Here is a 12,761-nt window from a genome sequence, read left to right on the forward strand (position 1 = left end):
AGCGCATGGAACAGGGCGCTCTTGTACGATCCTGCAAGTCAGCGTGCGGCCCGCAATCGTTCCAGCCAGCGCATGGGCGGTATTCCGTAGCAGCGGGTGAAGTGTCGCGTCATATGACTTTGATCGTGGAAACCCGCGACGAGGGCCGCATCTACCAAGGTGAAACCTTCAAGCACCAATGCGCGGAACCGATCCAGGCGGCGCAGGGTGACAAATCGGTAAGGGCTCGTACCGTAAAGTGTTCTGAAGTCGCGTGACAGGCTCCAGCGTTCGCGCCCGCTAGCCCGCTCCAGCATATCCAGCGTAATGCATGAATGCAGATGTTCCAGGATGAACGCTCTGGCGCGCTCGGCTGCGCAGTAATCCAGACGCTTGCGCCCGCGTGGCTTGCCACCGACGGCACGCAACGCCATTGCCAAGTCAAAAAGCGCGTCCTGTTCCTCCAGTGTCTCCAGTGGATGATCCACTGCTTGCACGAAAGCTGCACTGGCATGGAACAGACGTGGATCGCTCGAAATTCCCCCCGCGATAAAGGGCAAGGGTTCTCCCCCCAGGATGTTCTGGATTAGTGCGGGATCAACGTAAGCCATACGGTAACGAAAGCCTGCATCGGTGCCGGCCATACCATCGTGGAGTTCGTCGGGGTGAAGCACGAGCGTGTTGCCGGGAACACCGTGGCGCAGCGAGCCTGCGTAGTGAAAGCTCTGCACGCCTGCCAACGTTCGACCGATCGAATAGGTGTCATGGCGATGCGGATCGTAGCCGTGGCTGCCAAACCACGCTTCGATACGCTCGATTCCTCCAGGTTGAACACTGCGAATGACCCAGTCGACATTGCCAGCTTGGTCATTTTTCTGATCCATGAATGTGTACCTTCCCGATTCTGCGCGTTGGTGGTGAGAGTCTATCTGTCGGGAATATACAAGTGCGGGTATTTAGATGTCTGCTTTTGGCCGAAAGTTGCCCTATCCGTAATTCCATATCAATCAGTGTTACTGCCAGATCAACGGATCCTATACGTGACGTAATCCGGCGACTATTTCGAATACCGTGCTAGCCAAAACCTCCCCATTAACCATAACCCGCACCCCATGCCGCCCAACAAAATGCTTCCGCGTCGTAAAATCCCTAATCACCTGCCGCCTCCCCACAACCATCTCCCCAAACCCAGCCAACCCCGCCGTCTTCAACTTAAAAACCTTCCCCGAAACCCCGCCATTCGCCTTCACATAGTCAATCGCATAATCAATCACCAACCGCTGCTCATGCGCCACCGTCGACTTCACCACAAACGACAACGTAATCGCTTCGCCCAACCTGACCACCGCCGGCTCAACCCGCACATCCAACAACTCAACCTCAGCCTTCGCCCCCGCGCCAATCACCGTCAGCGCCCGCACATCCCCCTGCTTAATCAAACTCCGCAACGCATGCTTGGCAATCCACGCCGTGTGCTTGTTCTCCAACGACCAACCTTCAATCGTGTCCAACACCCACTCCGGGTGCTCTTTGGTCACGTCATTCAGATGATTCGCCACGGACTTGCGCACGTACAAACTCTCATCCGTCTTCAACCGATCCAGTATCCCGGCGGCCAACTGCGGATCCGCCTGCACCGCTTCCAACCGAAACGACCAAGGCAGGCGAGGGCGGCTGCCTTCGCTGGCGAGGCGTCGAACGTGGTGGTTTTCGTCGTGGGTCCAGTCGTGCATCAGCTCCAGCGAGCGTTCCAGGTCGCTGCGTAGAAAGTGGCGGATGGCGAATTCGGAGGAGCCGAAGGTGGTGAAGTATTTCAGGGCGTCCATGGAGGTGTCGAAGGCGTGGCCGCCGTAGCTCGCGACGTAGTGCGGCAGGCACATGCTGACGAATCCGCTGTTCAGTCTTGGCGCAAGTTCGAAAAGCACTTCGAGGGAATCTTCGTAATCCAGCGGCAACACGGCGTGCAGGCTTTCGCTGACGCGGGCCATGCGTTGCATTACCGATAATTCGGCGAGTCCGTCCTGGGCATGTTTGAGAAATGCCTTGGCCTTGAACGCCGGGTACACGGCGCTCATTTCGGTGGCGATGTGCTGCAAGCGCTCGGCGTTGAAGATTTCCTTTAACGCCGGGGCGGCGGTGTCGGTGGTGCTCATGGTCAGGTCATCGGGGTGCTGACGAACGCTTCGAGGGTTTCGGCGTAGGCGGTGTATTGGGCGATGTGTGGGTAGCGGCGGGTGTCGATCTGGTCGGGGGCGACGAGGCCGGTGAAGCTCCAGGCGACGGCGAGGCTGATGCCGGCCTGGGTGAGGGTGCCGTCGGTGGGCAGGCCGGTTTTTTCCAGTTCCTGTTCGAGGGCGGTGAACGCGGCGGCGAGTTGGCCTTCGACGCGTTCGACCCATGGCTGGTATTGAATGTCGGCCGGGCGCAGGTTGCGTTCGTAGTAGAGCTGCACGGCTTTTTCGCAGGCGGCGAGACTCAGGCCGATCAGGCGCAGGGCGTGGGCGCGCTGTTTGAGGTCGGCGGGCAGCAGGCTTTTGCCGGAACTGGCTTCGAGGTAATCGAGGATGAGGGTCGAGTCCATGAGGACGACGCCGTCGTCGAGGATCAGCGTGGGCGCTTTGACCACCGGGTTGATCTGCTGGAATTGCTCGAAGTGGCGGAACACCGAGACTGACTCGTGTTCGAGGTCGATGCCGAGGCGTTTGGCGGAGATCGCCACGCGGCGCACGTATGGGGAGTCCAGCATGCCGATCAGTTTCATGACGCGTTCCTTCAAGTCGAACCGAGTGGGAAGGCATAACCTAGCCGAGGCTGAGGCAAATGTCAGTCGTCGAAGCCGGGTTGTTCGTGAATCTCGTCGACATTCAATTCCAGCCGATAGGCCACCGCCACAAACAACGCCTGACACAAACACAGCGTCGCGCTCAGCGAACGAAACGCCAATGCGCTGCCTTCATTCACCAGCAACAGGCTGTTGGCGTGCCTGGCCAGTGGCGAGAGGTGGCTGTCGGTGAGGATCAGGGTGTTGGCCTTTTGCTGGCGGGCGTAGCGCAGGCAATGTTGGGTTTCCTTGGCGTAGGGGGTGAAGCTGATGGCGATGACCAGATCATTTTCGCGGACGCTGCGCATCTGCTCGCGATAACTGCCACCCAGCCCTGACACCAACTGAATTCGCTTGTGAGTGTGTTGCAAGTTGTAAACGAGGTAGTCGGCGACGGCGAAGGAACGGCGCACGCCGACCACATAGATGTTGTCGGCGTTGACGATCAGATCGACGGCTTTTTCGAAGGCGACGTCGTCAAGTTCACGGCCCAGGCGTTCGATGCCGGAGCGGGTGGCGTCGATGCATTCGCGGGCGAGGTCGCCGTCGCTGGTTTGCTGCGACGGGTTGGCGATCAGGTTGCGGATGCGTTGCTGGTAGTTCTGTGCCGGCGAGGCTTTGTGGGTGTAGGCGGTGCGGAACAATGCCTGCATTTCGCTGAAACCGCTGAAGCCGAAGCGCTGCGAGAAGCGGACGATGGCGGAGGGGTGGACTTCGCATTCGCGGGCGATGTCGCTGATGCGATCGACCATGATCCGGTCGCTTTGTTGGCTCATGTAGCTGGCGATGCGTTTTAGCTGGCGCGGCAGGGTGTCGTATTCGTCGGTGATCAGTTGCAGCAGACGCTCGGCATTGATCGGGGGGCTGGCGAGAGTGGGCTCGTCGGTGGCCGGCAGATCGGGGCGGGGCATAAGGTGTCCTTAGGGCTGATCAAATCACACGATGGCGGTGTGCCTGATAATAGGCGGGGTGCGAGCAGTTGGCTGGGGAGTTTTTCGGCGTCTGCGCAGCTGAAACGATGCACTGCGCGGGCGGCATGGCTGAAAAAAATGCGACCGGTTGCCGCTGGTTTAGCCGTTTGTCTTCTATATACAGCCGCTCGACTGAATTTCTTGCTATAAACGCACTCCGATGACCGCCACGACGCCTGTGTCAGAGCTGTTAACGGGTGTTGTCGGACAAATTCCCAGTATTTACAGTTGCTGAGGCCTCAATCGGGCCTTAGACTGCCGCCCCTTCGTAAATTGAGTGCCGGGTGGCGTTTGCAATAAACGATGCCTTTTCGTCGACCGGACACGGTTCGCCGGAACGCTCCCTAATTCGCCTTAATGCACGTTTTTTTATAGAGATATCAATGACAAAGGACAAGTTGCTGGCCATGCCGGCAGATGACTACATGAATGCAGAGCAACACGCTTTCTTCACTGAGCTGTTGCAGAACATGAAAGTCGAAACCCACGAGCGCATTGAGCAAAACCGTATCGCCATCGAAAGCCTGGACACCCCGGCCGACCCGGCGGATGCAGCTTCGGTTGAAGAAGAGCGCACCTGGCTGGTGAACGCGATTGATCGCGACCAGCGCATGCTGCCGCAACTGGAACAAGCCCTTGAGCGCATCAAGGAAGACAGTTTTGGCTGGTGCGACGACAGCGGCGAGGCCATTGGCCTGAAACGCCTGCTGATCAGCCCGACCACCAAGTACTGCATCGAAGCTCAAGAGCGTCACGAGCAGATCGACAAGCACCAGCGTCAGGCCTGATTCCATGGCGGCCCCCTGAAAGGGGGGCGCCTGCAAAAGATCGCAGCCTTCGGCAGCTCCAAAAGGGGTGCCGTGGCTGCGATCTTTGCTTTTGCTCGTCTGCACTATTTCCAAGCCGTTCCATTGACCTGCTGCAGACCCCGCGACTAACGGACCATAGATAATGGCGTTGTAGTGGCGTTTAATGCAGTCACAACAATGAGAACAAGCGTGGGGTGTTGATATGACGAGAGATGGATCTCTGGTTGGGGCTTTGCCTGCACCAGTGCTTTTGCCGAAAAACCGCTGGATCGCACCGACCCTGCAAAGCATCGCCCTGATGCTGTTGTTGGCCGGCATGACCCTGGGTGAAGGGTCGTTGTACATTGGCATGCCACTGGCGGTGCTGATTGTCTGGCTGCCGCGCCTGCGCTCGCGAACCGTCCTCGATGCACCGCCTGCCGACACCGGCAGTGCCATTTCCGAACTGACCCGCGATCTTTCCTACACCACCAGCCACAACGCGTTGTCGGCGGCGGGGGTGGCGTTTTCGGTCAAGGAACTGGCGAACAAACTCGAATCGCAACTCGACGCGGCGGCGCGGATCGTCAGCAATGCCGAGGTGATGATTGCGACCGAGCACGCCACTTCGCAGCTCAGTCGCCAAGCCCTGGAAGCCGCCAGTGAGGCCCATCACAGCAGTGCTGCGGGACGTGCCGAGCTGGTCGATTCCATCTCGCGCATGCATCAACTCAGCCAGCGCGCCAATGCCAGCCGCGAACTGATCGAGGCGTTGAGCCTGCGCAGCGACGATATTGAGCGGGTGACGCTGGTGATTCAGTCGATTGCCAGTCAGACCAACCTGTTGGCGTTGAACGCGGCGATTGAAGCGGCTCGGGCCGGCGAGCATGGCCGCGGTTTTGCCGTGGTGGCGGATGAGGTGCGCGGGTTGGCGGCCAGAACGGCGTCGGCGACGGGGGAAGTCGGCGAGATGGTTGCCGACATTCAGCAACGGACTGCACAGGTCGTGGAACAGATCCGCGAGTTGTCCAGCGACCTGCACACCGGCGTCGAACAGGTTGAAAACACCGGGCAGCACCTGGAAAACATCGCACGCCTGGCGGCCGGCGTGGAAACTCAGGTCGGTGAAATCGCCCGGGGCGCGGAAACCAATCGCGAGCAACTCGACAGCCTGTTTAAGGCCATCGAGCAGATGCGCAGCGACCTGGCGATCAGCGATCAACAGACCCGTCGTCTCGCCGAAGCGGCGGTGCAGATGGAAGGGCAGGCCGAAACCATCAGCGAACGTCTGGCTGAGGTTGGCCTGGATGACTATCACCAGCGTATTTATGACCTGGCGCGTGAGGGGGCGAGTCAGATCGCGGCGCGTTTCGAGGCGGATGTCGAACAGGGGCGGATCAGTCTGGAGGATCTGTTCGATCGCCAGTATCAGGCGATTCCCAATACTCAACCGGCCAAGTACCAGACCCGTTTCGACCGTTACACCGATCAGGTGCTGCCGGCGATTCAAGAGCCCTTGTTGCCGCGCCATGAAGGTCTGGTGTTCGCCATCGCCTGCACGCAGCAGGGTTATGTACCTACGCATAACCAGGTGTTCAGCCAGCCGTTGACCGGGGATGTGCAGGTTGATGCGGTCAACAATCGCACCAAACGCAAGTTCGCCGACCGCACCGGTATACGCTGTGGCAGTCATCAGCAACCGGTGCTGTTGCAAACCTACACCCGCGACACCGGCGAATTGATGCACGATTTGTCGGTGCCTATCATGATCAAGGGACGTCACTGGGGTGGATTGCGGCTGGGCTACAAACCGGAGACCCCGCGCTGATTGTTACCGTTGAGGCAAGGGTTCTGTGCAGCGGCGTTGCTTTTTCCTTCCGAATGAAAGCATTAGTCTGCCGGCTTAGTTAGGTAGCTAATTAATTCAGGAGGTCGGCATGCAATGCCGGGTTGATGTCGCCGTGATGATCGGCAGTGGTGTACCCGCCGGTTTGCGCGCAAGGGGGCAAAGCGTTTGCTGGGTGGTGCTGCTCAACGGGGAGCAACGCGGCACCGCATTTGCCAGCCGCGACGAGGCCGAAGAGTGCAAGGCTGCGTGGCTCGCGCAATTGCAGGCCGAGCCCGCTGACAGTCTGCACTGATCAGGCTTACTTGCCGGGGTGCAGGCGCACGTTCAATTCATCGACCATGACGGCTTCTTCGCCGTCGGCGCGTAACCATTCCTTGAGCAATTGCGCCTGTTGCGGCGACCAGAAGTCGGCCTCGATCAATTTGACATCGGCGGGCAGTGGATGCGCTTCGATGAAGTCGTCGATAGCGCTGCCTTCCGAGGGCAGGCCCAACTGGTCGAACAGGGTTTTCAGGTCGTATGCTGGCAGTTCCATCGTTTACTCCTTGGTTTTGCGCCGACATGGCGCAGTCGATCACTCCCTTTATCTGAGGCAGTCGCCGGCCAGGAGTTCGATTTGCGCTTCAAGTGAACGAGCCAAGGCACAGGCTTCGTTATGGTCTTCGCGGAAACCTCTGACGCGACCGGTGGATTTTTCCTTGATGTGAAAGAAGGCAATGCCCGCCGGCACGACTTGAAAGCGTGGGGTCGGGTTGGGCGTTTCACTGACATGGAAGATCAGCGTCGATTTGTGCCTGGCCTCTACGGGAGTGGCAAAGTGAGTCAGGGTGCACATATGAAGTCCTTTTCATCGGTCGGCCGGCATTTACTGGCCGTTGCGGGTAGTCGTAATGAGCGTTGCTGCTCTAGAATCGCCAGTACCTGTTGACGACAGGGCTTATCTAAAGCAATTTTTCACGGGCGATATGTCGGAAAAATGCTTTTTTTCGTGAGAATTTTCCCTAAAGTTCGTAGTCAGCTTTCTCTGAGCGTCAGTAAGGAATCTTCCTTCGAACTTTGGCGACATCGGAGCAAGTTTCGCGAGTGACATTCCAGTAGTCTTACGCACCTCGCGATAAATGAGCGCTCCGCTCACTCGGACTTTTATTTGAGTCACTTGGCAGTTCTGTCGGCCTGGCCGTTTTTTGCCGCGCGCGTTTTCCGTGCACGGTTTTTTCAGATGTGGGGATGTTTCTTTGGCAGTCAGTAACCTCGATATGCATGCTTTGTTCGTGCTCGGTGATTTGCGTGCAAAGCTGGTCAAGCTGTTCCAGTCGCGTTTTGTTTACATCACCGAGCAAAACGCCGAAGGCATTTACGTGGCCGAGATCGACACCGAAAGTGCCTTGGTGGTCGATGACAAACCGGGGCTCAAGCTCAAGGTTGGCGATCATTTCAGCGCGTCGGTCCTGCCCAGCCGCGAAGGCGGCAAGATGGATATCCGTTTTCGTGAAATCAAACTGACGGTCTACGGCCTGGGCGATTACGCCTTTGTCGACACCGCCGATGGTCACGCGATCCTGTTCAAGGAAGGCCACAGTGTGGTGACCGTGTTCGCCGCCAATGAGCAACTGCAGGAAGGCCTGACCAAAACCCTGAAAGCCGTCACCGCCAAGGCCGCCAAATGGCGCAAGGGCGAACTGGTGACCTTCAAGGCCAGCGAGTGAATGCTGTGAGTCGCGCTGATTTTCATGTGCACCACCTCGATAATGCGCGTGAAGAGGCCCGGCGTCTGTTCGATGCGAAAGCCCGATTGCAGGGCGCGTGGCTGGGGTGGGTGGCATCGCAGATCTACACGTTGCGCCCGGCGGAATACGCCAGCATGGTCAGACGCGAGCTGCAAAGCTTGCAGGAAAAGTCTGAAACCTGACCTCGTCCGGGATACGCCCCGGAAAAAGCAGGAACCTCGGCTACAGTCAGTTGACTGAGTATTCAGAGGCTTGCGGTCTTCCATCAGGCCATCCTGCTATTGCTGTGAACAGCACGAGGTGCAAAAAGCATGAACGGATTTCGACGGTTGTTGGCCGCCAGCGCGGCCGCATTCGCTTTGCTGGCGTCGGCGCCACCGCTGATGGCCGCGCAGGCGCCGATTCATTTTGCCGACCTGAATTGGGAAAGCGGCAGCCTGATCACTGATGTCCTGCGGATCATCGTCGAGAAGGGCTACGGATTGCCGACGGACACGCTGCCCGGCACCACCATCACCCTGGAAACCGCGCTGGCCAACAATGACATTCAGGTCATTGGCGAGGAGTGGGCCGGGCGTAGTCCGGTGTGGGTCAAGGCAGAAACCGAGGGCAAGGTGGTCAGTCTCGGTGATACGGTCAAGGGCGCGACCGAAGGCTGGTGGGTGCCGGAATACGTGATCAAGGGTGATCCGGCCAAAGGCATCAAGCCGCTGGCGCCGGACCTGCGCAGCGTCAGTGACCTGAAAAAGTACAAGGATGTGTTCAAGGACCCGGAGAGCCCGAGCAAGGGCCGGTTCCTCAACAGCCCCATTGGCTGGACCTCGGAAGTGGTCAACAAGCAGAAGCTGACGGCATATGGCCTGCAGGATGACTTCACCAATTTCCGCAGTGGCTCGGGAGCGGCACTGGACGCCGAGATCAGTTCTTCGATTCGTCGCGGCAAACCGGTGTTGTTCTACTACTGGTCGCCGACACCGCTGCTGGGCAAATTCAAACTGGTGCAACTGGAAGAGCCGCCGTTTGATGCCGAGGCATGGAAGACCCTGACCGACGCCGACAATCCGAATCCGAAACCGACCCGGTCGCTGGCCTCGAAGCTGTCGATTGGCGTGTCTACGCCGTTTCAAAAGCAGTACCCGCAGATTGCCGAATTCTTCAGCAAGGTCGATTTTCCGATCGAGTCGCTGAACAAGGCGCTGGCAGACATGAGTGAAAAACACACCGCGCCACGCCAAGCGGCTGAAGCCTTCATGAAAGCGCATCCGGATGTGTGGCAGGCATGGTTGCCGAAGGATGTGGCGGATAAGGTGGCGGCTGATCTGAAATAGAGGGGTTGCGGCTGACGCCATCGCGAGCAGGCTCACTCCTGCATTTGGGATGCGTTTCCCTGTAGGAGTGAACCTGCTCGCGATGCTTTCAAGCTTTTAGAATCGAGTCTGCACCGCCAATTCAAAGGTGCGCGGCGTGCCCAGATAGTAAGCCGGCGACACATGCGCAAACTCGGCGTACACCTCGTTGGTCAGGTTGCGCACCCGCCCGGTGACGGTGGTGTGTGAATCAACCTTGTAGCTGAGGAAGCTGCCGAACAGCGTGTACGACGGCACGGTCATGGTGTTGGCGGTGTCGGCATACACCGATGCTACGTAACGCGCATTGACCCCACCTTGCCATTGCGGCGAAAAGTCATAGGTCAGCCACACATTGCCGACGCGATCCGGCACGTTGGTCGGTGTATTGCCCTTGCGCGACACCACGACACCGGCGGCATTCTTTTCAGTGAAGTCGTCGTACTGCGCATCGACCCAGGCGAAGTTGCCTTCGGCCAACAGCTTGTCGGTGATACGCAACGAACTCGCAATCTCGATGCCTTTCGAGGTCTGCTGGCCGACTGGAATGCTGCTGGTCGGGTCCAGTGGATCGGTAACGGCGAAGTCCTTGCGCTCGATGGTGTAGGCGGCGACGGTCGCCGAGCCTCGCCCGTTCAGGTAGTCGAACTTGCTGCCAATCTCCCATTGTTTACCCGTCGAAACATCAAAGTCCTGAGTACCGTTCGGTTGCTCGGCGGCGGTGCTGTATTGCACGTAGACGTTGGCCGACGGGATGAATTGCCAGGTCAGGCCGACGCGACCAGTCACCGGCTCCCAACTGCGCTTGAGGTGCTTGGGGTTGGTGGCGGTCACTGTGCGATGGTTGGTGACGTCGAGGTCGATATCGTCGTAACGCAGGCCTGTGAGCAGCGACAGTCTGTCGGTCAGCGCCAGACGGTTTTCCACGAACAGTGCCTTGGTCGTGACTTCATTGGTCTTGTCGCTGATCAACTTCGGGTTGGTGCCGGGAATGTCGTAGAAATGCCCTGGCCGGTAGTTGTTCGGGTCCACCGTACTCGCGCCTTTGACGTTGAGCGGTGAGTTGGTGGTCTGGTTGACCTTGTATTCGAAACCCCCGGACCACGTTGTATCGAGACCGAAGAACGTATTGTCGTGACGCAGTTCGAACTGGTTGCCGTTCTGCTCGCCCTGATGGCGCACCTGATACGCGGTGGAGCGATTCACCGCCGTGTTGTCGGCGTTGTACTGATAGGTTTCGAGGTTGCGGTAGTCGCGCTGGCTGTCGAGGTGATACAGCGTGTTGCGCAGGGTGGTGCTGTCGTTGATCCGGTAATCAATGATCGAGCGCAGCCAGATCGTCCGTTGTTCGTAGCGCCCGTCTTCGACGTTGTAATTGTTGAAGCGGTTGTGTCTGTCGATTTTCAACTCACCGGCCTTGGGGTTGAGCACCGGCGTGCCCCAGTACGGGCTGTCTTCGTGCTCGTCCTGATATTCGAGGGCGAGGGTGTGCGACAGGTCCGGCGTGAGGTCGCTGAGCAGCGAGAACGCCACGCTCCAGGCATCGCGTTCCTGGCGGTCGATGTAGCCGTTGCTGGTGTTGTGACTGACATCCAGACGCGCGTAGTGCTGCACATCGGCATTCGGCGCGGTCAGGGCGTGGTTGAGGCCGAAGGCGGTTTCGGTGGTGTCGTAGGTGCCGTAGCTGACCCGACCTTCAGTCGCCTGTTCATCGCGGCTGGCCAGTTTGGTCACGTAGTTCAACGAACCGCCGACGGAACCTGCGCCATTGACCAGCGATGACGGACCACCGAGCAATTCCACCCGGTCGTAAATCCACGCATCCACCGGCCGGGCGAGGCCGCCGGATACGTTGATGCCGTTGAACATCTGGGTAATCTGGCTGCTGGTGAAGCCGCGATAGGAGACGAAGCCGCCGAAACCCGGCGGTGCGCTGGCATTGACCCCGGGCAGGGTGTTGGCGGCGTCCTGGAAATTTTGTGCGCCGTGGCGTTCGATGTCGTTGCGGTTGGCAATGGCCACCGACGCGGGTGTGTCGCGCACGCTCAGACCGAGGCGCGAGGCCATGCCACTGGATTGGTCGAGGCTCAAGCCCGGTTCGGCGCCGGACTCGCCATTGATGGTGATCGGCGCCAGATCCACGGCGGATTGCGCCCAGGCGTTAACGGACAGGCAGCCGCACAGGCTCGCCAGCAAAGTGAGTTGTTTCATCATTGAATCCTGAATGCTTGGCTAGGTGTCAGCGCACAGGCAAACGCCGCGCGTTGGCGCAGTGGGCTGACAAATCAATAGGGCGAAGACACTCAGGCGAGCGGTGGGGCGCGAGGGTTGGCCGAGGGCCAGGTGAAGCGGGCAGGGAGGTCGGCGCTGACGACAGGCGCCAACGGCGGACTGTGTTGTTCGGGCAGCACCGCAAGGGTCAGGCTGGAGTTGAACGCCGGGCCCATGCCCCCGCCGACAGAGCACAGCGGGCAACCGAACGCCTTGCTCAGGGTCGGCAGTTTTTCTTCGACGGGATTTGGCGAGAGCGGTGCTTGAGTGGCCGGGTCGACCGTACAGAACTGGCCGCCGATGCCGTTGAGTTGCATGCCGACCATTTGCCCGTGACCGATGCTGCAGGCGAACACATTGAACAGGACGCAGCAATAGAGCATCCAGGCCAGCAGTGAGCGATCGGAACGGGAGAATTTCATGGGGCGGCACTTTACCGTACCGCTGATCGGTCGTGCACTTGAAAAAATGCCGACTAGGATGATTTGTTCAAGTCTTTTGAAAGGACTCTCAAGCATGACCTTCGTATTGGCTCAGTGGCTGGTGACGATTTTTGCAATCATCAGCCTGGTGCATGTGTATTGGGCGTTGGGTGGGCAGTGGGCGGCGGTAGCCGCAGTGCCACAGATTCCCGTGCAGGGGCTGGTGGCGACAGTACGACCGGCCTTCGAGCCTTCAGGCTGGATCACGCTGCTGGTGGCGGCAGCGTTATTGGCGATTGCCGGCCTCATCTGCATGCGCGTCGGCTGGGGAATGCCGGCGGTGCATGACGGCTGGCTGCAATGGGTAATCAGTGCAATTGCGCTGTTGATGTTTGCCCGGGCAATTGGCGATTCGAATCTGGTGGGCTTCTTCAAAGAGGTGAAGGATTCACGGTTTGCGCGACTGGATACGTGGGTGTATTCGCCGTTGTGTCTGGCGCTAGGGGCGGGGTTGTTGGCGGTGGCCTGGGTTTGAGGTTTGAGGTTTTAGGTGATCTGGAAAGCGCTATCGCGAGCAGGTTCACTCC

Annotated in this window: 15 protein-coding genes; 7 read left to right on the top strand and 8 right to left on the bottom strand. The window is 59.0% G+C overall.

Going from position 1 to position 12,761, the window contains the following annotated elements:
- Positions 1–38 precede the first annotated feature (38 nt).
- The 4 genes from HV782_RS12250 to HV782_RS12265 form a co-directional block, all read right to left on the bottom strand.
- Entirely contained in the window at positions 39–863 is an 825-nt protein-coding gene (locus tag HV782_RS12250) for an AraC family transcriptional regulator (RefSeq protein WP_186747251.1), read from the bottom strand.
- A 150-nt stretch (positions 864–1,013) separates the two neighbouring features.
- Positions 1,014–2,132 (bottom strand): DNA alkylation repair protein, encoded by a 1,119-nt coding sequence (locus tag HV782_RS12255; RefSeq protein WP_186747249.1) that lies wholly within the window; start codon positions 2,130–2,132, stop codon positions 1,014–1,016.
- 2 nt (positions 2,133–2,134) lie between these two features.
- Positions 2,135–2,740 (bottom strand): glutathione S-transferase, encoded by a 606-nt coding sequence (locus HV782_RS12260; RefSeq protein WP_186747247.1) that lies wholly within the window; start codon positions 2,738–2,740, stop codon positions 2,135–2,137.
- A gap of 62 nt (positions 2,741–2,802) precedes the next feature.
- Positions 2,803–3,711: a MurR/RpiR family transcriptional regulator gene (locus HV782_RS12265; protein ID WP_186747245.1), complete on the bottom strand. Its 909-nt coding sequence runs from the start codon at positions 3,709–3,711 to the stop codon at positions 2,803–2,805.
- Between the two features lie 443 nt (positions 3,712–4,154).
- Between HV782_RS12265 and HV782_RS12270 the strand changes: the two genes are divergently transcribed.
- The 3 genes from HV782_RS12270 (at position 4,155) to HV782_RS12280 (ending at position 6,700) form a co-directional block, all read left to right on the top strand.
- A complete protein-coding gene (locus HV782_RS12270) occupies positions 4,155–4,559 on the top strand; it encodes a TraR/DksA family transcriptional regulator (protein ID WP_003225981.1) in 405 nt (134 codons plus the stop codon).
- A gap of 604 nt (positions 4,560–5,163) precedes the next feature.
- Complete coding sequence (locus tag HV782_RS12275; protein ID WP_437180220.1) at positions 5,164–6,387, top strand: methyl-accepting chemotaxis protein; 1,224 nt, start codon at positions 5,164–5,166, stop codon at positions 6,385–6,387.
- Between the two features lie 109 nt (positions 6,388–6,496).
- A complete protein-coding gene (locus HV782_RS12280; protein WP_123467789.1) occupies positions 6,497–6,700 on the top strand; it encodes a hypothetical protein in 204 nt (67 codons plus the stop codon).
- Between the two features lie 6 nt (positions 6,701–6,706).
- On the opposite strand, the gene HV782_RS12285 is transcribed toward HV782_RS12280, so the two are convergent.
- Positions 6,707–6,943 carry a DUF2789 family protein gene (locus HV782_RS12285; protein ID WP_123467791.1) on the bottom strand — a complete coding sequence of 79 codons (237 nt, stop codon included), beginning with the start codon at positions 6,941–6,943 and terminating at the stop codon, positions 6,707–6,709.
- 48 nt (positions 6,944–6,991) lie between these two features.
- Entirely contained in the window at positions 6,992–7,243 is a 252-nt protein-coding gene (locus tag HV782_RS12290) for a hypothetical protein (protein ID WP_128615792.1), read from the bottom strand.
- A 421-nt stretch (positions 7,244–7,664) separates the two neighbouring features.
- Between HV782_RS12290 and HV782_RS12295 the strand changes: the two genes are divergently transcribed.
- From HV782_RS12295 to HV782_RS12305, 3 genes are all read left to right on the top strand, one after another.
- Positions 7,665–8,114 (top strand): hypothetical protein, encoded by a 450-nt coding sequence (locus HV782_RS12295; RefSeq protein WP_163005233.1) that lies wholly within the window; start codon positions 7,665–7,667, stop codon positions 8,112–8,114.
- 5 nt (positions 8,115–8,119) lie between these two features.
- The gene (locus tag HV782_RS12300; RefSeq protein ID WP_123469150.1) at positions 8,120–8,317 is read left to right on the top strand and encodes a hypothetical protein; all 198 of its coding nucleotides are present in this window, start codon (positions 8,120–8,122) and stop codon (positions 8,315–8,317) included.
- 129 nt (positions 8,318–8,446) lie between these two features.
- On the top strand, positions 8,447–9,463 hold the full coding sequence (locus HV782_RS12305) for an ABC transporter substrate-binding protein (RefSeq protein ID WP_186747241.1): 1,017 nt from the start codon (positions 8,447–8,449) through the stop codon (positions 9,461–9,463).
- Positions 9,464–9,559: 96 nt separating this feature from the next.
- On the opposite strand, the gene HV782_RS12310 is transcribed toward HV782_RS12305, so the two are convergent.
- Both HV782_RS12310 and HV782_RS12315 read right to left on the bottom strand, forming a co-directional pair.
- On the bottom strand, positions 9,560–11,692 hold the full coding sequence (locus HV782_RS12310) for a TonB-dependent receptor (RefSeq protein WP_186747239.1): 2,133 nt from the start codon (positions 11,690–11,692) through the stop codon (positions 9,560–9,562).
- Positions 11,693–11,784: 92 nt separating this feature from the next.
- A complete protein-coding gene (locus HV782_RS12315; RefSeq protein ID WP_186747237.1) occupies positions 11,785–12,174 on the bottom strand; it encodes a DUF2946 domain-containing protein in 390 nt (129 codons plus the stop codon).
- 94 nt (positions 12,175–12,268) lie between these two features.
- Between HV782_RS12315 and HV782_RS12320 the strand changes: the two genes are divergently transcribed.
- Complete coding sequence (locus HV782_RS12320) at positions 12,269–12,709, top strand: DUF3995 domain-containing protein (protein ID WP_186747234.1); 441 nt, start codon at positions 12,269–12,271, stop codon at positions 12,707–12,709.
- Positions 12,710–12,761 lie beyond the last annotated feature (52 nt).

The sequence above is a fragment of the Pseudomonas monsensis genome, assembly GCF_014268495.2.
GTDB classification, from domain to species: Bacteria; Pseudomonadota; Gammaproteobacteria; order Pseudomonadales; family Pseudomonadaceae; genus Aquipseudomonas; species Aquipseudomonas monsensis.

What these genes read in the sequence shown, in the direction of transcription:
- HV782_RS12250 (WP_186747251.1), bottom strand. Translation starts at nt 863, where the DNA reads ATGGATCAGAAAAATGACCAAGCTGGCAATGTCGACTGGGTCATTCGC.
- HV782_RS12255 (WP_186747249.1), bottom strand. Translation starts at nt 2,132, where the DNA reads ATGAGCACCACCGACACCGCCGCCCCGGCGTTAAAGGAAATCTTCAAC.
- HV782_RS12260 (WP_186747247.1), bottom strand. Translation starts at nt 2,740, where the DNA reads ATGAAACTGATCGGCATGCTGGACTCCCCATACGTGCGCCGCGTGGCG.
- HV782_RS12265 (WP_186747245.1), bottom strand. Translation starts at nt 3,711, where the DNA reads ATGCCCCGCCCCGATCTGCCGGCCACCGACGAGCCCACTCTCGCCAGC.
- HV782_RS12270 (WP_003225981.1), top strand. Translation starts at nt 4,155, where the DNA reads ATGACAAAGGACAAGTTGCTGGCCATGCCGGCAGATGACTACATGAAT.
- HV782_RS12275 (WP_437180220.1), top strand. Translation starts at nt 5,164, where the DNA reads ATGATTGCGACCGAGCACGCCACTTCGCAGCTCAGTCGCCAAGCCCTG.
- HV782_RS12280 (WP_123467789.1), top strand. Translation starts at nt 6,497, where the DNA reads ATGCAATGCCGGGTTGATGTCGCCGTGATGATCGGCAGTGGTGTACCC.
- HV782_RS12285 (WP_123467791.1), bottom strand. Translation starts at nt 6,943, where the DNA reads ATGGAACTGCCAGCATACGACCTGAAAACCCTGTTCGACCAGTTGGGC.
- HV782_RS12290 (WP_128615792.1), bottom strand. Translation starts at nt 7,243, where the DNA reads ATGTGCACCCTGACTCACTTTGCCACTCCCGTAGAGGCCAGGCACAAA.
- HV782_RS12295 (WP_163005233.1), top strand. Translation starts at nt 7,665, where the DNA reads ATGCATGCTTTGTTCGTGCTCGGTGATTTGCGTGCAAAGCTGGTCAAG.
- HV782_RS12305 (WP_186747241.1), top strand. Translation starts at nt 8,447, where the DNA reads ATGAACGGATTTCGACGGTTGTTGGCCGCCAGCGCGGCCGCATTCGCT.
- HV782_RS12310 (WP_186747239.1), bottom strand. Translation starts at nt 11,692, where the DNA reads ATGAAACAACTCACTTTGCTGGCGAGCCTGTGCGGCTGCCTGTCCGTT.
- HV782_RS12315 (WP_186747237.1), bottom strand. Translation starts at nt 12,174, where the DNA reads ATGAAATTCTCCCGTTCCGATCGCTCACTGCTGGCCTGGATGCTCTAT.
- HV782_RS12320 (WP_186747234.1), top strand. Translation starts at nt 12,269, where the DNA reads ATGACCTTCGTATTGGCTCAGTGGCTGGTGACGATTTTTGCAATCATC.